Consider the following 17,495-nt stretch of genomic DNA (forward strand, 5'->3'; position numbering starts at 1 on the left):
ACACTCGGTAAATGAGCATGTCTTTCGGTCAGTTGTTATTTTGAGGTTTAGTCCATCTTGAGTCTAAGATTTCCATAGCTGGAATCAATTCGGATCATTTTGTTTGGATCACCCTTTCCTATTTTTCCTTTGTATGTACTTCGGTTGGATTCCTTAACCCGATAGTTGAAAGTGGCGTCTACATTCGATGAGACTTTCAGGTCTGCAAAAGAGAACTCGGCGTTGATGTCTGCATTTAGCCCTTCTTCCAGACCGATTTCATAAGAGCCAAACTTTCCATCAATATCGATCTGAGTAAATGTTTTGGCGAGCTTTTCTATTCTAAAATCTCCCAGGTAGCTGCAGTCCAGTTCCAAGCTTCCCGTTAGCTCTTCGATTTCAAATCCAGTGAAATGAGCATCCGCATCTACTTTGTCTGCTTTTTCAACTTCTACTTTCCCATATTTGCTTTCCAGCTCTAAATCTCCAACCTCGCCAATTTCAACATCTGAAAACCCCTGTGTAAGATCAAGAATATTAGCACCATCAATTTCAAAATTGCTGTATTTGATAGTTGCTTCTCCGTCATTGATTCTACCAATACTACCGCTCCCAAAAGATACTTTAATGGACGCATCTCCGGAGATATCACCTGCCTTCATTGATCCGTAGGATACCTGAATGTCCAGGTCATTGTCACGGTTGCCCATGGTTACATCTCCAAAGCTGTTTTTGATTTCCAGTGGGTTTCGATCAGGCATATACACGGTGTAGTTGATCTCAAATCCTTCCTCGTTTTTATTTTTAGAGTTTTCTATTTCCGTTTCAAATACGATCTCGGCACTGCTTTCTGTAATGTCGACTTCTATGGCATCCAATATTTTCTGCGCACGTTCTTCGTTTCTCCCCTTTCCGATTATTTCCACCTTGATGTCAAACTCACTCTTTTCCCATGAGTTGATCTCTACCTTGCCAAACTTGTTCTCGATTTTCAGTTTGGTCGTAGCACTCACTTTGTAGTTTTTCTCTACGTATTTCTTTTTCTGATCCTGGTCGCCAGCCAACGCTATCGTGGCTAAAAGAAGGCATAATGCCAGCATTTTATATTTCAATAGATATGTCGCTTTCATTGTTTTGGTTTTTGATATTTTCTAAAATGTCCAGTTGCTTGTTCAGGATATCCAGTCTCAACTGCAGGTTGTTGATCATGGCATCCATTACCCGGTCATTGGAAGCATTGGTTTGGTAGGTTTTCTTCAGCTCCACATACATGGAGTCGAGTTGGTCGATCTCTACCAAAAATTGTTCATGTTGTTCAGGAGTAAGCTGACTTTTAATTGCCTGTCTTTTCTGATTAATCAGCGTTACATAATAATCCTCTGCCTGAGTGAATTCTTCACTGAGTATCGGCCCTTCCTTTTCATCCGTGTTTTTGTCAATCATCAAAAAGATGGTTGACGCCATGAAAAGCATCGCAGCTACTTTCCAGATTGAAGGCCAGACTGATCCTTTTTTGGTTAATCGCTGATCGATCTTACTCCATGTTTTATCAGTGGGTGTAGCAGTATCAAATGCTTCCCTGTTGTCCATGATGAATTTCTCCAGTTGATCACCCATAGTTTACCTCCTGTTTAATAATCATTTTCAATTTGTCTTTAGCACGCTTATACTGAGATTTAGAGGTTGATTCCGTGATGCCCAGTATTTCGCTAATTTCTTTATGGTCATATCCCTCAAAAAGATAAAGGGATAGTACCGTTCGGAACCCCGATGGCAATGCTCTCATCGCCAGCTTCACCTGATCAACGGTATAATTAGGTTCCGTTTTTTCAGGTTCATATTCGCTGGCCTCTTCCCTTATGTCCTCGGCCAGCATCATATCTTTTTTTACCCGCTGCACATGATTCAGCGCTTTATTAATTACGATACGTTTCAACCATGCCCCAAAAGAGGCATCTTCTCTGTAGCCAGAGAGATGCTGAAATGCGCTTACAAATGCTTCCTGCAACACATCTTCAGCGTCATCATCGTCACCTGTGATTCTAAGTGCTGTGTTAAACATCGCTTTATTGTACAGCTTGTATATCTCAAACTGTGCGTTGCGGTCATCATCTTTGCACCTGGCTATCAGGTCGGCGTGAATATTTACCGTATTTGCTTCCAATTTTCAGGTTAGTTCATTGTAAAGACTGGCAAAGGGGACATGGGTTGCATCTTGTTGTTAATTTTAGCCGATCAGAATTAAAATTATGCAAAAACTCTTCTGGGTTCTTTTATTGATTCCGTTTCTTTCCTGGTCTCAGGAGATAGATACCCTTGCCATGGATACCGCTGCTATTGATACAACAGAAAAAGAGCCACCACCCTATTACTTGGGTATTTATGCAGTTGGAGGGGTGTCATTTGAGCCAAGTTCACCGGATTACAACTTGGTAAGCACGCTAGGGGGAGGCGTGCAGTATGAACGTTGGTCTCTGGACTTCACCATCCACGACTTTCAGGGGACTGTTCAGACATTTGTGGTTTTCCCAAATGTCTTTGATCTGAATTATCGCTATGGTGGTTCACGTGTATCCTACCGCTTTTTTGATAATGACAAAGTTGGGCTGTGGGTCAATGCAGGATATTACAAAGGAGATATGACCTGGAGGAATGTGGAGGATGGTCAGGATTTTCTACGGGATAAATTTTCAATGATGAAATTTGGGGTTGTAGGTGAATTTTTGAAACTCAGATATATAAAACCATGTTTCGGCATTGGTTATCAAAAGATGCAAGATCTTAACTTATCCAGCTTGTCTGAAGATAGTTTTTCCGGTATTTATATTGGGTTGGGGGTTAGGATTGGCTATTTCAATCAATAACTTATTTACTAATAGGCGTTTAGGGTTATTTAATTAAACTTGTGCAGGAATTATTTGTGATAAATATGATGAAAGTGTTCCGCGTGTTTTTTGCGATTCTGGCATTCGTAGTTTTTTCTGATATACACGGCCAGCAATTGTACAAAATGTATACTGATGCCGAGGAGACCTTTTATGATGAGAAGTTCGGTGAAGCATTGAAACAGTATCAGGCTATCCAGGAGTATGATTCCAGTTACGAGGATATCAAATACAAGATAGAAATCTGCAAGTTACTCTCCATTACGCAGTATGAAGATATGGGGCCTTTCAATGAATATGGGGAAATCATGGCTAGCAGGGATAAATTCTATTATTACTGGCAAGGTCGAATTCTAATGAAAGAATATGAATTCGAGGAGGCTGTCGAGTCCCTTCGAAAATTCATTAAGCTACCAGCGAAGAAGAGTGATATCATTTTAGAAGAAGCACGACGCTGGGCAAACTGGGCTATAAACGCAAAGAAGTTTATGGACAACCCTAAATATTATGAAATACATCTGCTTGAAAAGGGCATCAACACCAAAAATGCTGAATTAAGTCCGGTGTATTTTGCTGACAATGAGGAGTTGCTTTTTTTGTCGAACCGCGACGAAAGCAATCCAGATCAGTTCCAAATTTATCATACGAAACATGAGGGTAGTCGGTCCTGGTCAGAGCCTGAGGTGATCTACAATGTAGGTGTATTTACCCGCGAGAACTCTAATATTGAAGTAGTGGCCGAAGATGGTCGTCTATTCCAATTCAGAACAGATAAGGGTGGTGATCTATTTTATAGTGAGCCAACAGATACCAGAACAGGGTGGAGCATTCCAAGAGAATTTGATAGCAAAATTTCTTCCACACACTTAAGTTCCCACTTCTTTATCAATGAGCATGAAGACCGAATCATTTTTGCTAAAAATGTAGGTACAAAGAAGGATCCTAACCTTGACTTGTTTGAGTCCATCCGCAATCCTGAAACAGGTGATTGGAGTAGACCTGAATTGTTTGCGACCACCATTAATAGCGAATACAATGAGGATAGTCCCTATTTGAGTCCGGATGAGATGACACTCTATTTTGCTTCTGACGGGCATGAGACGATGGGAGGGTATGACATTTTTAAATCAGAATATGATCCGGAAACATTTTCCTGGTCAGAACCTGAAAATATGGGCTTCCCGGTAAATTCTCCGGATGATGAGTTACACTTTAAACTCAATAAGGATCAAATGTCGGGTTACTTCACTTCCAATCGATTGCATACCATTGGTGATTATGATATGTTCTTCTTTTGGGAGATTCATACCATAAAGATCAAAGGTCGAGTGCTGGATGAGGAAACAGGAGAACCGATTACCAATGCGAGAATCTTCTTCCGTCCGGTGGAGTATACAGATATGTATTTTTTCTCTCACATCGATGATGAAGGTCAGTATGAGATGATGATCAATGCAGATGATGTTTACAAGGTTGAGATTAAAATAGACGGAACCCTGGAGATCATTGAAATGGAAGATTTTGAGATTCACTCAACAGGAGGTGTCAGTACCACATATTTGAAAGATTTCTCTTTAAAGAGGAACACCGATTAGTCCTCGATTTCCTGGTAAGGCTTTGTCGAAGAGTCCGGAGCTTGTGACTGAATAATAGCTTCGCTTTTTTATATTCGAATAAAATAAACAGCATGTATAACTCAATAATTGCAGGTCTGGGGCATTATGTACCCGATAATGTCGTGACCAATGAAGATCTGTCCAAAATGATGGACACGAGTGATGAGTGGATCACTGAGCGAACCGGAATCAAAGAAAGAAGATGGATCGAGCAGGGTTCTGGTGATAGCCCTTCGACCATGGGTACCAAAGCCTCATTGATGGCCATCAAGAATGCTGGTCTTACTCCAGATGATATTGACTTTATCATCTTCGCTACACTTAGTCCGGACTACTATTTTCCGGGACCTGGGGTAATGGTACAAGAGCAATTGGGCATCAAAGAAATTGGTGCATTGGATGTGAGAAACCAATGTTCTGGGTTTGTCTATGGCCTGTCCGTAGCAGATCAGTTTGTTAAAACAGGAATGTATAAAAATATCCTGGTCATAGGTGCTGAGAATCATTCCGGTGGTTTAGAGAAATCCACCCGTGGAAGAGGAGTAACGGTTATTTTTGGAGATGGTGCCGGAGCAGCAGTAGTACAGCGCAGTGAAGACACAAACAGAGGTATTCTATCAACTCATCTTCATTCAGAAGGAAAACATGCAGAAGAACTTGCCCTGATAGGGCCTAATACCGGAAGATGGGTACCGGAGATCATTGCGGAAAATGATCCGGAAGACTCCAGCTACTATCCATATATGAATGGAAATTTTGTCTTCAAGCACGCGGTGACCCGGTTTATGGAAGTAATAGGCGAGGCACTAGCCACCAACCAAAAGAAACCCGAAGAAATCGACCTTCTTGTTCCACATCAGGCAAATCTTCGAATAAGCCAGTTTGTTCAGCGCAAGATGGGTCTTTCTGATGACCAGGTGTATAACAACATCATGAGGTATGGGAATACGACAGCCGCTTCCATCCCAATAGCCATGAGTGAAGCGTTTCAGGAAGGCAAAATTAAAGATGGTGATCTGATTTGTCTGGCTGCTTTTGGAAGCGGATTTACCTGGGCTTCTGCACTGATAAACTGGTAGGCATGCATACTATTTGCTGATTTCGAATTGGACAAAACGCACGTTTTTGTCGACTAATTAAGTCGTAGCAATTATTTAATTGTATTATATAAAGAACTTTTGTAATTATTTTAATTACATACTTGAAATAGTTAAATTTGTTCTTAACAAAGTATAAGCAACCGTAATCTATTAGATAATGAAATTCGTTAAAACGCTACTAGGAAAATCAACCGACGAAAACCAGCTAAAAATGAGAAAAGAAGCAAGTGGGGAATGGGTCGTAAGAAAGGGTTCAACTGTACTCTATATTGGGTCTAAGGACAAGTGTGAAACGTATATGAGTCACGCGATGTAAGAACAGCAAAAAAAATCTCACCATGGGCGGCATTTCTATTGAAGTGTCGCCTTTTTTTATTCGAATCCATTTATAAATGTGAAAATATTAATAAAAAATTGCATTTAAACACAACAAAAATTACTATATTCATGTTTAATATATAAATGATACAATTTTTTAACTTAAAATAAAACTCACCATGAATCTTTTTAGGTTATTTGCGAAAAGAGGAAACGACGATAAAATACGGTTAACAAAATCACAAACAGGTGACTGGATGGTAAAGAAAGGCTTTAGCATCCTGTATATAGGCAGTAGGGAAAAATGCGAGACATTTATGAAACAGACGCTCAGCGTCTAGCTATGGAGGATAGATCATAGGCCATCAGTCAGTTGATTGATGGCCTTTAATATCTCCTGCGGGTGCGTCCATGGTATGAAATGGTTAACACCCTCCAGCATATTGATATTCACCATTGAATCCGGGAGTACACGTTTCGCAAAAGCTGCATTTTCTTTAGGTACCAGCGAATCGTCCGATCCATGTATGACGATCGTTGGTATTTTTATTTTGTACCAAAGTGGCTCCATCAATTCTAATTCATCTTTAAGCAGTAATATTTCACTATTACTTACTTCGAATTCTTTAGGTGTAAAGAATGCTCCGAATTTGGTGTCTATGACCGAACGATACCATTGATCTTCCTCCATATCAGGGTCTATGGATGGGGCCACCAGGATCATTCCATGATATGCTTTGGGGTAGTCCATAGCCATTCGGGCTGCAATGGGTCCACCTAATGAATGACCTATGAGGATTTTCTTTTTATTGGGAAACTGATTCAGTACCTCATTGATCAGGAATGCTTGCTTTTCCAGCGAGGGCTCAGATACCCCATAGCCAGAATTACCAAAGCCCGGACGATCTACAGCTAGGACATCAAACTCCTTAACAAGTGAATCTATTTTGAAGAAATCAATAAAAGCATTCCATGAGCCGGGTGATCCATGTAAAAAGACGATCATAAAGTCTCTTTTATTACCCGAGAAAGCATAATGTATATTCCTTTCACCCACCTCTAGATCGCCAAATTGGATGCTGACACTTTCATTCAATTCCTCCCGGGCGTCCTCATCACTCATGCGAAATTCACAGGTAGCGAACAAGGTGAGTATGATTACGAGTTTTTTCATCGGATATCTGTAGAACCAATCATGGACATGGGGCTATATTTGCCCTCTATGTCACAAGGCATCATTTCCACTGATTTTCAATTTAATGGACAAACCGGAAAATACACCGGAAAGGTTCGCGAGGTATATGAATTTGGCGACAAGCTGGCCATGATCGCAACTGATCGAATCTCAGCATTTGATGTGGTGCTTCCTAAACCCATTCCTTATAAAGGGCAGGTGCTAAATCAACTGGCTGCTAAGTTTCTGAACGCCACCAGCGATATAATACCTAATTGGGTGGAAAAGACCCCACATCCTAATGTAACCTTTGGCAAAAGATGCGATCCATTCAAGGTGGAGATGGTCATCAGAGGATATCTGACGGGGCATGCCTGGCGTGAATACCGGGATGGGAAACGCATATTGTGCGGAGTTCCAATGCCTGAAGGGATGAAGGAAAATGAAAAATTCCCCAAACCAATTATCACTCCGACCACTAAAGCAGATGAGGGACATGATGAGGATATATCACGTGAGGAAATTTTGAAGCAGGGGATTGTAGCTGAGGAAGACTACCTAAAACTTGAAGATTACACGCGTAAGCTCTTCAAGAGGGGGACTGAAATAGCTGCAGAGCGCGGATTGATATTGGTGGACACCAAATATGAGTTCGGAAAGTATAATGGGCAGATATATCTGATTGACGAGGTACATACGCCAGATTCTTCCCGATACTTTTATGCTGATCCATATGAGGAGCTATTGAAAAACAATGAGCCACAGAAACAACTTTCCAAGGAGTTCGTAAGACAATGGTTGATTTCTGAGGGATTTCAAGGCAAAGAAGGACAGCAAATACCGGAAATACCTGAAGAGCGAGTAGCTCTGATTTCAGACCGATACATCGAACTTTATGAGAACATCTCCGGGGAAAAGTTTGTTAAGGACGAATACTCGGATAAATTAGCCCGAATTAAAGAGGAAATAGCCCAAATAGTAGAATAGAAGATTATGGAATTTACTGTAGACAAATACGAGAATTATTCAATAGCAAAGATCAACCAGGAGAAAGTTGATTCTATGGTATCCCCAGAGCTAAAGTCAGAGTTTATGAAGTTGGCTCAGGATGGGGTGCAAAGCCTGATTGTGGATATGACTGATGTGAAATATGTAGATTCCAGTGGGCTTAGTGCTTTGCTCGTTGGTAATCGTGCATTTGGAGAATCCGGAGCGTTTGTCCTTTTCAACGTGACCGACCATGTGATGAAGTTGATTTCGATCAGCCAGTTAGACAAAGTAATGAACATTGTGGCTGGTCAGGAAGAGGCAGCCGACATGGTATTATTAGCGGCAATCAACAAAGGACAGGGCGCAGCGGAATAAACTTGAGCCTTGAACTACTAATATTAGGTTCTAACTCTGCGGCGTTTGCTCACCGCAGGCACCATACTGCGCAGGTTTTAAAATTTCAGGACCAATATTTTTTGATTGACTGTGGAGAGGGGACTCAGCTTCTGATGAAGCGAAATAAGGTCAAACTATCACGTATCGATCATATTTTCATTTCACACCTGCATGGCGATCATTATTTTGGCTTAATAGGCCTGCTATCTACCATGCACCTGTTTGGTAGGAAGAAAGACCTTCTGCTTGTAGGTCCTCCGGGATTGTCTGAGATTCTCCAGCTTCAACTTCGATATTCAGAGACCTCTCTCAATTTCAAGATCAATTTTAAAGAGTTCACTCCTGGTGAATCAGAATTGATTTACGATCATCCCAAGTATACTGTGACCACCTTGCCGATGGATCATCGGGTACCGTGTTCCGGATATTTATTTAAGGAAAAACCCAAGAAGCGTCGGATCAATCGAAAGATGTTGGAAGAAGTGAAGCTCTCCAATCTGGATATTATCCGACTAAAGGATGGAGAAGACATTATGGATGAGAATGGAGAGGTCAGATATGAAAATAAAGTCCTTACGCTGGATCCGCATCCCAGTTTCAGCTATGCATTCTTTTCAGATACCCGCTTACGTCCGGAGCTACTCGAAACCATCAGGGGAGTAGACTTGCTGTATCATGAGGCTACTTTTGCCAATGACATGAAAGAACGAGCGATAGATACCTATCATACTACTGCAGAACAAGCCGCACAATACGCGAAAGATGCAGGTGTCGGGAAACTGGTGCTCGGGCACTTTTCAGCGCGATACAAAGAATTGGATCCAATCATTGATGAAGCAAAAGCTGTTTTTGAGCGTTCAGAACTGGCAATAGAGGGCACTAAATTTATTGTGGATGGGAAATAAGAAGCAAAACTTATTCATCTTACTTGGTGCCATTTTCCTCACCAATGCCATCCTGGCAGAGCTGATTGGTGTAAAGATATTTTCACTGGAGCAAACGTTGGGTTGGCAGCCGGCCAATCTTGACATCTTTGGTTATACACTAGACTTCAATTTGACTGCCGGAGTGATGATTTGGCCGGTGGTATTCATCACAACAGATATTATTAACGAATACTTTGGTAAAGCAGGTGTCCGAAAAATCAGCTTCATTGCAGTAGGTTGTATCGCTTATGCGTTTCTAATGATCTGGCTGGTGACCCAGCTGAGTCCAGCGGGATTTTGGCTTGAAGTAAACAATAGCGATCCGGATGGCAATTACTTCAATATGAACTTTGCCTTCAATAAAATCTATACGCAAGGTTTAGGGATCATTGTTGGTTCCATCATAGCATTCCTGATTGGGCAGTTGCTGGATGTGATCATTTTTCAGCGATTGCGAAAAATTACAGGTGAAAAGATGATCTGGTTGAGAGCCACTGGCTCAACACTCATCTCCCAGCTGATTGACAGCTTTGTAGTGCTGACCATAGCATTTTACATTCTGGCACCTGTGGAGAGCCGCTGGGATTTCTCTCAGGTGATGGCCGTAGGCTCACTCAACTACATCTACAAATTCATTGTCGCGATTGCACTAACACCATTCATATACCTCGGCCACTTTCTTATTGATAGATACCTGGGAAAAGAGGAGGCGGATCGGATTAAGGAAGAGGCAAGCGAGAGTAGGTTTTAACGCTCAGGTAAAATGCTGTGTGGCCCGAGCTTTTTAAATTCCGATAAAAGTAGCGATTCTGGCTCCAACTCACAACGGTTCAGATACAGCACGTTCCACAAGCATTTTACCGAGTGGCAGTAAGAAAAGTAGAAAGCATAACACTTTCCAAAAGCCAGAAATCGCGGTTCAGTTGCACTGCAAGTGGCAAATAGGCAGCAGCCACATGCATTTTACCGCTTGTTACATGGCGGTATTCTCATCTTTCAGTTTCTTGAGTACTTTGTAATTAGGAATAGTCATTAGTGCGAATACAGCACCAAATCCAAATATTGTGTAAATGTAATTTAGTCCGTTAAGTAGACCTCTCTGTTCAGGTATAATTGACTGGAAAGCTTGAAGATAGGGGATGAAGGCTACCGAGTAACCAATTACCCAGATTGCACACACCACTAAAATACCAGTTTGAATGACTATTCGTTGTTCTTTTAGTCGTTCAAGGGCAAATGAAAAAGCAACCATGCTCAGTCCAATCATGATCAGGAACGGCATGTAAGTTGTCCAGATGTTTTGAAGTATCTGGGAGGTTCTGTTGAATCCTTCAAGTTCCTTGTCTTCTGGGAAGTTGTACACAGTCGATTTCATCAGTTTTAGTCCGAAGAAGCACCACGCTCCAATTCCGGCGTAGAATAGTCCGACCGTTCGAATGATTTTCTTGGGTTCCTTTTTAAAGAGCTCTTTGAAAAGTATTGGTTTCATATGTTCGAAGTGCGACTGACATGTAACATCTGGCTAAACGCCATTACTCCAAAAATATGCAAAATCATTATTCTAGTGCAGTTATTCGCCATGCCAAACTCCTTATTAACCGTATTAATAACCGTATAAAAAAGTAGATAGACGTTTAAAAACACGCTTTCTAACTTTTTTAAGATCTCAGCGTATCTTTCCATCATGCGTTTGCTTGTTCTGTTTAGTCTGTTGGTTCTTGGTGTGGTGGCTATGGTGCTTCTGCCGGTAGAAGATAATATCCGAATCAATGGAGCCAGCCTGGTGAACCCACCCAGAGAAATCACATCAGAAAAGATGGGAGAGGTGAAGCGGATAAATGCAGACTGGGTAGCACTCATACCTTACGCATTCTCCCGTGATAACGAACCAAATGTCTCATTTGATCACTCTCGTCAGTGGTGGGGTGAGCATACGGATGGCAATTGCAGACTGATCCAATACGCCAAAGATCATGGTTTTAAAGTAATGGTAAAGCCTCATGTATGGGCGAGAGGTGCTGGCTGGGTAGGGGACTTTAATCTGGACACTGAAGATAAATGGATGATTTGGGAGGCTGACTATACCAAATACATTCTGAATCATGCAATAAAAGCAGATTCCATGGGGGTTGAGCTTTTTTGCATTGGGACTGAGTATCGCATTCCTGCAAGGGAGCGACCAGCGTTTTGGAGGTCATTAATAAAGCAGGTTCGCGGAGTGTACTCAGGCAAGATCACCTATGCCTCCAATTGGGATAACTACCAAAACATCACCTGGTGGGATCAGGTAGACTATATCGGAATCGACGCGTATTTCCCACTCGCAGAGGGAATTCACCCGGACTTGTCGGAGATCAGGAAAGGGTGGGACCCTATCAAGCAGCAGCTATCGTTATTTTCCAAAAAATGGGGCAAGCCCATCCTTTTTACCGAATATGGTTTTCAGAGCGCAAATGGTGCTGCAGGCAGCCATTGGGAGGTTGATCAGTCAGAGTCAAGCGCCAACCCTCAGCTACAGGCGGATGCATATGAGGCTACTTTTGAGGCATTGGAAAACGAGCAATGGTGGGTAGGTGGATTTTTCTGGAAGTGGCATTTCAATACCCTTCCAGGCGGTAGGTGGCGAGGTACCGAGTGGACCCCTCAGAATAAGCCTGCAGAGGCGGTGATTGCACGGTGGTACGGGAAAAAAGCCAATTAACTCATTTAATGAGTTGAATTACTTAAATTTCCACTACAACGACAAGACTTATGAGTGAGAAACGAAAAGTGGAGGATATACTGGCAGAACTGGGAAAGAAAATCGATCGGCTGGTGGAGGAGACTAAGCAGGCCGGCTCAAAGGTTTCTGAAGATATGGAGGCGCAGATTGAAAAGCTTAAGGCTCAGAAAGAAAAGATTGAAGAACAAATCAGAAATCGATCCTCAAATGGAAACGAAAAATGGGCACAAGCCCGCGAGCATCTCAATGATGCTGCTGAAGCACTCCACAAAGCATTTGGATCCCTTTTTAAGTGATTAGATCCGATCCAGCACCTTTTGGATTAGGCTATCGATTACCTTGTTGGGATCTTTGGCAAAGTTAGATTTTACCCGATTTGCCATGATGGCATTCAGACTAAGCATCTCATGCCCCATCATTTTTCCAAATGCATAATAGCCAGCTGTTTCCATTTCCAGGTTGGTAATCCACACGTCCTCTTCATGGAAGTATTGCATCTTTTCAATGATTTCTTTAAAACGAATAGGAATTCGCAGTTCTCTTCCCTGAGGAGCATAAAAGCCGGGACAGGTCACCGTATTTCCTGCGATGGTGCAATCCTTAAACTTTTCAAAAAGCGTGGTTGATCCTTTGAAACAATAGGGTAGGTATGGAATGCCAATTTCTTCCTGAAACTTCTCAACAATCCGACGCTCTTTTCCTTTGTGCTTAAACTTATAAAAGTGGATGATTGGATCCATACCGATCGCGTATTCAGTAGCCAGATGACTGCCTACCTTTATTTCATCTCGGATGGTGCCGGACGTGCCGATTCGAATGATCTGAAGTTTTTTTCTTCTGGGTTTCGGTTCCCGGTGTACCAGGTCGATATTAAAGAGCGCATCGAGCTCGGTCATCAAAATTTCTACATTGTCTGTTCCCATTCCGGAACTGATGACGGTGAGTCGTTTTCCTTTATACTTTCCAGTATGTGTGATAAACTCACGTTTGTTCATTTCAAATTCCACTGAATCGAAATGTCGAGATACTCGATGAACCCGTCCGGGATCGCCAACAACGATGATTTTGTCTGAGATATCTTTTGGTCTCAGGCTTAGATGATAGACACTGCCATCGGGGTTGAGAATAAGGTTCGTCTCAGAAAATGTGTGAGGCATAGCTTGGTTAGGTTTCTAAGGCTCCCTTAAAAGTAACTAGGAAACACCTTAGAATCACTTTTTTTGCAAAAAGTTAATCTAGCTATTGGTAGAGGCCTTTCTCTTCAATCCTTTGTAAGGATTGTATCCGTTCATTTTCTTTTGATAAAAACCAGTTCCATCATATTCGCGAGTGTCCGGGTTGTTCATGCACTCTTCAGAGCAGCAACCTTTGTAAATCTCGGCTCCCTTCTCACTCATTGGTATGTGTTTATTGCAATGCGGATTAGCACAGTTTACCATCCGGTCGCAAGGGTCACCTGTCACGTAACATTTGGAGATTACTTTTGGGTTGACCTTATTGACATCCTTAACTATGCGGCTATCAAACACGTAGCATTTCCCCTCAAAATCTTCTCCTTCTGCCTCTAATCCGTATTTAATGATTCCGCCATGGAGTTGATGTACGTTTTCAAATCCTTGTTCTAAAAGGTATGCGCTCGCTTTTTCACATTTAATTCCTCCTGTGCAGTAGGTGACAATCTTCTTGTTTTTAAACTTTTTCAGTTCCTCAATCCTCTCAGGGAAGTCACGGAAATTGTCAATATCCAGGGTGATGGCATTTTTAAACTTTCCAATCATGTGCTCATAGTTGGACCGCACGTCCAGAATGATCGTGTCCTCAGGCTCCTCCTGGAGGATTTTTCTGAATTCCTCAGGCTCTACATAGCCACCTGTTTTCTTTGAAGGATCGATATCCCTTAAAGAACTGTGAACAATCTCCGGCTTCACACGCACATGCAGTTTTTCAAATGCAGGCTGATCGTTTGTGTCTACTTTGAATTCAGTGTGAGCAAAACGTGGATCGCTTGTGACAGCATCCATATATTTTTCACAGGCTTCCTGTGTGCCGGACACAGTTCCATTGAGACCTTCCGAGGCGACAATGATTCGGCCTCTTAGATCCAGATCTAGACAAAGTTTGTGATGTTGTTCCCTAAACTCTTCAGGGTTTTCGATCTTACTGTAGCAGTAATAGAGTAATACGTAATGCTTTTCCATAATAACCGAGCCCTGTTTCAGCAGGGTGTTAAATGTTTTACAAAAATAAAGCTTATGCTATTTACTTAACTTCCACCGCAGGATTACCAAAGACTGTCTGTCCTTTCTTCACATCTCCAACCACCACAGATCCTGCACCTATTCGTGCACCTTTTTCAATAGTTACTCCGGCCACAACCGTAACTCCTGATCCAATAAACACCTCGTCTGCAATTTTCACTTTGGTGTTGATGATGGAACCAGCTCCTACCTGCACAAAATCGCCAATTTCGACCTCTTGCTCAATGATCGCTTTCGAATTGATCACATTGTGATTGCCCATTTTGGAATCATTTGACAGCACTGCGCCTGCATTAACAAAGTTACCATGACCAATGCTGAACGAATCGGATATGGAAGCCGATTGATGCACTGCGTTCATTGGCATCACCTTTCTGGTTTCAATAAGATATTCTACATATTCTTTACGCAATGAATTATCATCTGTAGCCACGAAAGCCTCACATTTCTGACCGATTAGCTTAGTGAATCCATGATCATCAGTCGATCCAAGCACCGTGACGGTGTTGATTTCTGTATTATGCGTTTTTTCATCGTCATCTAAAAATCCATAAACTACGATGTTATTGGAGTTGAATATTTCCAGAGCAGCTTTTGCTATTCCTGTCGATCCGAAAATGATTACCGGTTTTTCCATGTCCTTCCTTTTTGAAGGCGCAAAATTAGCGATTATTCTTCCCTTTGTGAAGCAAGGTATTGATAGGGCAGGATGGAGCTAATTAGGAAGAGATAGGGCATATAGGCATTTTTGTAGCGCACCAGTGTTCCGAAATTCGGAGTGGAAAGCGGAAGTAAAATGGCAAGCAATAGGATACCGCAAACCGACGCGATAAACAATGGCCAGTCTACCGTTGGCTTTTCTTTTAACCATAGCAAAAAGGACATCAGGATTAAAATGGTCAGCACCAAATTTTCGGCACGATGCAGCCATCCCCAGAATGGTGTGTGGTCATAGATAGAAGGACGAAACAACCCGGCATGTAGCGCTTTGGGGACATTGCTCCATATTTCACTCCAGGAGTCTGACTGAATCTCAATATCAAGTTCATCTTCAGCGTCAGATTTTTCGATGATGGCGCTATTGTTTTGATATAGCGTCCAGGGAATGCGATCTATTTCCAGGTAAGGATGAATAAACTGGGTCGTGAAAAAGGCCACTATAATGATTAGGAAAGATGTGAATTTCCATTTTCGGCTGAGACTTTTGAAAAGCATCAACGCAAAGAGTACTCCTCCAAACACGATGAAAGTGATTAGTAGATAGTGTTTGATCTTGTAGAGCAGGAATGCCGACACTACAATGAGCACAGCATCCAATAAATTGATTTTTCTTCCATGATAAACCTTTATGGTCGAGGTGACCAGAATGATAAGGGCTGCACTAGCCAGACTGTCTTTGATGATTCCAGACGACCAGAAAATAATGGAAGGAATGAATAATAAGCTTACGGTGATGACCCATTTCAGATGAGGATAAAAAGCAATCAGTATTTTGGAACCATACCAAAAGCAAGTAAAACTTATGAAGGAGAAATAAATAGATGTGATCCAATACGATCCTCCCGATAAGGTCACAAAAGGTTTGAGTAGCAGAACAAAGAATTGGGTTCTGGGCTGGTTGTCTCCGTTATAAAGATGTGAGTTTTTTGCGTACTCGAAGAAATTGATGGTATCGCCCGATCCGTAGTACTCAAAGAAGATCAACCCTAATATCACCCCGGCGGCTAGTTTCATGCATAGCGCTATCCAGAACATCCAATTTGGCAGCCCTGTTTTTACAAACCTGAAAACAACAAATGCCAGGAGGCTTAGCAGGATAATATGAATGATCCAGTACATCATCGATTAAGTATTTCAACCCCAATATTACATTGAAGGCACCTACGTTTCTGGCAGTAGTTTTTGAAAAGCTGAATAAGCGCTTGTGAGTCAAAGGCGGTCTTTGATTCAAGGCCTATTTCATCCCATTTTTTCGTTATTCGATTGCTTTCTGCTGATAGTGATTCGAGTAATTCTATCGCACGATCCATATAGATAGGGTTTGCTGTATGTCGGGCATATGCGGCTAGTAAAGGAGCTACGGTATTAATGAGAATGTTTTCAAAAGTTGTTTGGCCAAAATGGTTGATTATTTTTTTTCTCCCTTTACCAAAATCATAATGTGTTTGCCAGTATTCGCTCAATACGGGACACAGCAATGTTTTTAATTCTTTTATGCCTTCCGTTTGTGTCAATATGGTGAAGAGTTTAGGCTGGTGGTGTAGAAGGGCGGCAAGCTGAGCTAGCCGAACTGATGGAAAATTTGCGGGTCTAAGTTTTCCGAATTTCCATTGCGGCTTTACCATCATGTCAGGAAGGTGGTATTTATTTTGGAGGAACTGAAACTCTGATTTCAAAGCACCCTGATACTCATCATTTTCTTCATTCAAAAAACCCGCCTGTCCAAAAAGCAATGCTTCTGTTGATAGTTTATTCTGCAGTGCTTTTTTGAGTTTAGCAAAGGGGAGTAATTCTGTCAATCGAACAAAAGCTTCTTTGTTCGTAGAGAAACCAAAATTTGCCGCCAGCGTCCGATACGTGGCATCTTCCCAATCGCTTCTGTTGTTTTTTAAATGATCAAAAATTCGGTCCGCTTTTTCTTCCAACCGCTCCACCATTGTTCGATCCAACATGCTGGTCTTTGGCAAGGGAGAAACTGCAAGGAGCTGATTAGCGCAAAGAATTTCCTGAGTGGACTGAATATGCTTTTTATATTTTTCTAGTAAGGTCGGACTTACAATAGATTTCAGCTCAAGTGTTGGGATTGGCGTGCCGTTCAATTGGATTCCCTTGTCATGCTTCCAGACTACATGAAGGATTACATTTTTATAAGCCGGGTCATGTTGATGATTGTGGTGATTCCAATCAGAGGAATGTAAATGAATCTCTACCTGTCCTGCCCATTCTATTGAGTCAATTTTGATTCGAGCTTCTTCAAAATCAGGTCCTGAGTCCTGGTTATGGTTGCCTGGGTAGAATACTTTAAGTGTTTGATTATCGGTTAGTTTGAGTTCGTTTTGCTCAAACTTTTGAAATTTCCATATGTAGTGGAGAAACTGCTCGTCCATAGCATTCACCTCCTAAGATACGGT

General features: G+C 41.8%; 20 protein-coding genes. 10 read left to right on the forward strand and 10 right to left on the reverse strand.

Annotated elements, in window-relative coordinates:
- Positions 1–47: 47 nt before the first annotated feature.
- The 3 genes from ACP14Y_RS14195 to ACP14Y_RS14205 are packed head-to-tail and all read right to left on the reverse strand — an operon-like array spanning position 48 to position 2,143.
- Complete coding sequence (locus ACP14Y_RS14195) at positions 48–1,109, reverse strand: hypothetical protein (RefSeq protein ID WP_424963595.1); 1,062 nt, start codon at positions 1,107–1,109, stop codon at positions 48–50.
- Complete coding sequence (locus ACP14Y_RS14200) at positions 1,081–1,596, reverse strand: hypothetical protein (RefSeq protein ID WP_424963596.1); 516 nt, start codon at positions 1,594–1,596, stop codon at positions 1,081–1,083. The genes ACP14Y_RS14195 and ACP14Y_RS14200 overlap by 29 nt, the downstream gene beginning before the upstream one ends.
- Positions 1,589–2,143, reverse strand: coding sequence for an RNA polymerase sigma factor (locus ACP14Y_RS14205; protein ID WP_424963597.1), 555 nt, complete (start codon positions 2,141–2,143; stop codon positions 1,589–1,591). The genes ACP14Y_RS14200 and ACP14Y_RS14205 overlap by 8 nt, the downstream gene beginning before the upstream one ends.
- 85 nt (positions 2,144–2,228) lie before the next feature.
- On the opposite strand from ACP14Y_RS14205, the gene ACP14Y_RS14210 reads away from it, so the two are divergent.
- From ACP14Y_RS14210 to ACP14Y_RS14225, 4 genes are all read left to right on the forward strand, one after another.
- Positions 2,229–2,843: a hypothetical protein gene (locus tag ACP14Y_RS14210; RefSeq protein ID WP_424963598.1), complete on the forward strand. Its 615-nt coding sequence runs from the start codon at positions 2,229–2,231 to the stop codon at positions 2,841–2,843.
- Between the two features lie 65 nt (positions 2,844–2,908).
- A complete protein-coding gene (locus tag ACP14Y_RS14215; RefSeq protein WP_424963599.1) occupies positions 2,909–4,459 on the forward strand; it encodes a hypothetical protein in 1,551 nt (516 codons plus the stop codon).
- A 92-nt stretch (positions 4,460–4,551) separates the two neighbouring features.
- Positions 4,552–5,559, forward strand: a complete 1,008-nt coding sequence (locus ACP14Y_RS14220; RefSeq protein WP_424963600.1) for a 3-oxoacyl-ACP synthase III family protein — start codon at positions 4,552–4,554, stop codon at positions 5,557–5,559.
- A gap of 178 nt (positions 5,560–5,737) precedes the next feature.
- Complete coding sequence (locus tag ACP14Y_RS14225) at positions 5,738–5,896, forward strand: hypothetical protein (protein WP_424963601.1); 159 nt, start codon at positions 5,738–5,740, stop codon at positions 5,894–5,896.
- A gap of 357 nt (positions 5,897–6,253) precedes the next feature.
- Here ACP14Y_RS14225 and ACP14Y_RS14230 read toward each other — a convergent pair whose 3' ends face one another.
- On the reverse strand, positions 6,254–7,072 hold the full coding sequence (locus ACP14Y_RS14230) for an alpha/beta fold hydrolase (protein ID WP_424963602.1): 819 nt from the start codon (positions 7,070–7,072) through the stop codon (positions 6,254–6,256).
- Positions 7,073–7,120: 48 nt separating this feature from the next.
- Between ACP14Y_RS14230 and ACP14Y_RS14235 the strand changes: the two genes are divergently transcribed.
- From ACP14Y_RS14235 to ACP14Y_RS14250, 4 genes are read left to right on the forward strand one after another with little or no spacing between them, the layout of a single operon-like run.
- Positions 7,121–8,059, forward strand: coding sequence for a phosphoribosylaminoimidazolesuccinocarboxamide synthase (locus tag ACP14Y_RS14235; protein WP_424963603.1), 939 nt, complete (start codon positions 7,121–7,123; stop codon positions 8,057–8,059).
- 6 nt (positions 8,060–8,065) lie between these two features.
- Positions 8,066–8,437 (forward strand): STAS domain-containing protein, encoded by a 372-nt coding sequence (locus tag ACP14Y_RS14240; protein WP_424963604.1) that lies wholly within the window; start codon positions 8,066–8,068, stop codon positions 8,435–8,437.
- Between the two features lie 2 nt (positions 8,438–8,439).
- The gene (locus ACP14Y_RS14245; protein WP_424963605.1) at positions 8,440–9,363 is read left to right on the forward strand and encodes a ribonuclease Z; all 924 of its coding nucleotides are present in this window, start codon (positions 8,440–8,442) and stop codon (positions 9,361–9,363) included.
- On the forward strand, positions 9,353–10,135 hold the full coding sequence (locus ACP14Y_RS14250; protein WP_424963606.1) for a queuosine precursor transporter: 783 nt from the start codon (positions 9,353–9,355) through the stop codon (positions 10,133–10,135). The genes ACP14Y_RS14245 and ACP14Y_RS14250 overlap by 11 nt, the downstream gene beginning before the upstream one ends.
- A 222-nt stretch (positions 10,136–10,357) precedes the next feature.
- Here the strand turns inward: ACP14Y_RS14250 and ACP14Y_RS14255 are convergent, their stop codons facing one another.
- On the reverse strand, positions 10,358–10,873 hold the full coding sequence (locus tag ACP14Y_RS14255; protein ID WP_424963607.1) for a hypothetical protein: 516 nt from the start codon (positions 10,871–10,873) through the stop codon (positions 10,358–10,360).
- A 195-nt stretch (positions 10,874–11,068) separates the two neighbouring features.
- Here ACP14Y_RS14255 and ACP14Y_RS14260 point away from each other — a divergent pair, with 195 nt between their 5' ends.
- Together ACP14Y_RS14260 and ACP14Y_RS14265 are read left to right on the forward strand one after the other, a co-directional pair.
- Positions 11,069–12,085: a glycoside hydrolase family 113 gene (locus ACP14Y_RS14260; protein WP_424963608.1), complete on the forward strand. Its 1,017-nt coding sequence runs from the start codon at positions 11,069–11,071 to the stop codon at positions 12,083–12,085.
- A gap of 50 nt (positions 12,086–12,135) precedes the next feature.
- Positions 12,136–12,402, forward strand: coding sequence for a hypothetical protein (locus ACP14Y_RS14265; protein WP_424963609.1), 267 nt, complete (start codon positions 12,136–12,138; stop codon positions 12,400–12,402).
- Here ACP14Y_RS14265 and ACP14Y_RS14270 read toward each other — a convergent pair whose 3' ends face one another.
- The 5 genes from ACP14Y_RS14270 to ACP14Y_RS14290 form a co-directional block, all read right to left on the reverse strand.
- A complete protein-coding gene (locus tag ACP14Y_RS14270) occupies positions 12,403–13,263 on the reverse strand; it encodes a nucleoside phosphorylase (RefSeq protein WP_424963610.1) in 861 nt (286 codons plus the stop codon).
- Between the two features lie 78 nt (positions 13,264–13,341).
- Entirely contained in the window at positions 13,342–14,304 is a 963-nt protein-coding gene (locus ACP14Y_RS14275; RefSeq protein ID WP_424963611.1) for a rhodanese-related sulfurtransferase, read from the reverse strand.
- Between the two features lie 61 nt (positions 14,305–14,365).
- Entirely contained in the window at positions 14,366–15,001 is a 636-nt protein-coding gene (locus tag ACP14Y_RS14280; RefSeq protein WP_424963612.1) for an acetyltransferase, read from the reverse strand.
- Between the two features lie 32 nt (positions 15,002–15,033).
- Positions 15,034–16,206, reverse strand: a complete 1,173-nt coding sequence (locus ACP14Y_RS14285; RefSeq protein ID WP_424963613.1) for a hypothetical protein — start codon at positions 16,204–16,206, stop codon at positions 15,034–15,036.
- Entirely contained in the window at positions 16,203–17,471 is a 1,269-nt protein-coding gene (locus ACP14Y_RS14290; protein ID WP_424963614.1) for a DUF2851 family protein, read from the reverse strand. Before ACP14Y_RS14290 ends, ACP14Y_RS14285 begins: the two co-directional genes overlap by 4 nt.
- Positions 17,472–17,495 lie beyond the last annotated feature (24 nt).

This window comes from Ekhidna sp. (genome assembly GCF_965247405.1).
GTDB lineage: Bacteria > Bacteroidota > Bacteroidia > Cytophagales > Cyclobacteriaceae > Ekhidna.

Coding starts and splice junctions, on each gene's coding strand:
- ACP14Y_RS14195 (WP_424963595.1), bottom strand. CDS start 1,109: ATGAAAGCGACATATCTATTGAAATATAAAATGCTGGCATTATGCCTT.
- ACP14Y_RS14200 (WP_424963596.1), bottom strand. CDS start 1,596: ATGGGTGATCAACTGGAGAAATTCATCATGGACAACAGGGAAGCATTT.
- ACP14Y_RS14210 (WP_424963598.1), top strand. CDS start 2,229: ATGCAAAAACTCTTCTGGGTTCTTTTATTGATTCCGTTTCTTTCCTGG.
- ACP14Y_RS14215 (WP_424963599.1), top strand. CDS start 2,909: ATGATGAAAGTGTTCCGCGTGTTTTTTGCGATTCTGGCATTCGTAGTT.
- ACP14Y_RS14220 (WP_424963600.1), top strand. CDS start 4,552: ATGTATAACTCAATAATTGCAGGTCTGGGGCATTATGTACCCGATAAT.
- ACP14Y_RS14225 (WP_424963601.1), top strand. CDS start 5,738: ATGAAATTCGTTAAAACGCTACTAGGAAAATCAACCGACGAAAACCAG.
- ACP14Y_RS14230 (WP_424963602.1), bottom strand. CDS start 7,072: ATGAAAAAACTCGTAATCATACTCACCTTGTTCGCTACCTGTGAATTT.
- ACP14Y_RS14235 (WP_424963603.1), top strand. CDS start 7,121: ATGTCACAAGGCATCATTTCCACTGATTTTCAATTTAATGGACAAACC.
- ACP14Y_RS14240 (WP_424963604.1), top strand. CDS start 8,066: ATGGAATTTACTGTAGACAAATACGAGAATTATTCAATAGCAAAGATC.
- ACP14Y_RS14250 (WP_424963606.1), top strand. CDS start 9,353: ATGGGAAATAAGAAGCAAAACTTATTCATCTTACTTGGTGCCATTTTC.
- ACP14Y_RS14255 (WP_424963607.1), bottom strand. CDS start 10,873: ATGAAACCAATACTTTTCAAAGAGCTCTTTAAAAAGGAACCCAAGAAA.
- ACP14Y_RS14260 (WP_424963608.1), top strand. CDS start 11,069: ATGCGTTTGCTTGTTCTGTTTAGTCTGTTGGTTCTTGGTGTGGTGGCT.
- ACP14Y_RS14265 (WP_424963609.1), top strand. CDS start 12,136: ATGAGTGAGAAACGAAAAGTGGAGGATATACTGGCAGAACTGGGAAAG.
- ACP14Y_RS14270 (WP_424963610.1), bottom strand. CDS start 13,263: ATGCCTCACACATTTTCTGAGACGAACCTTATTCTCAACCCCGATGGC.
- ACP14Y_RS14275 (WP_424963611.1), bottom strand. CDS start 14,304: ATGGAAAAGCATTACGTATTACTCTATTACTGCTACAGTAAGATCGAA.
- ACP14Y_RS14280 (WP_424963612.1), bottom strand. CDS start 15,001: ATGGAAAAACCGGTAATCATTTTCGGATCGACAGGAATAGCAAAAGCT.
- ACP14Y_RS14285 (WP_424963613.1), bottom strand. CDS start 16,206: ATGATGTACTGGATCATTCATATTATCCTGCTAAGCCTCCTGGCATTT.
- ACP14Y_RS14290 (WP_424963614.1), bottom strand. CDS start 17,471: ATGGACGAGCAGTTTCTCCACTACATATGGAAATTTCAAAAGTTTGAG.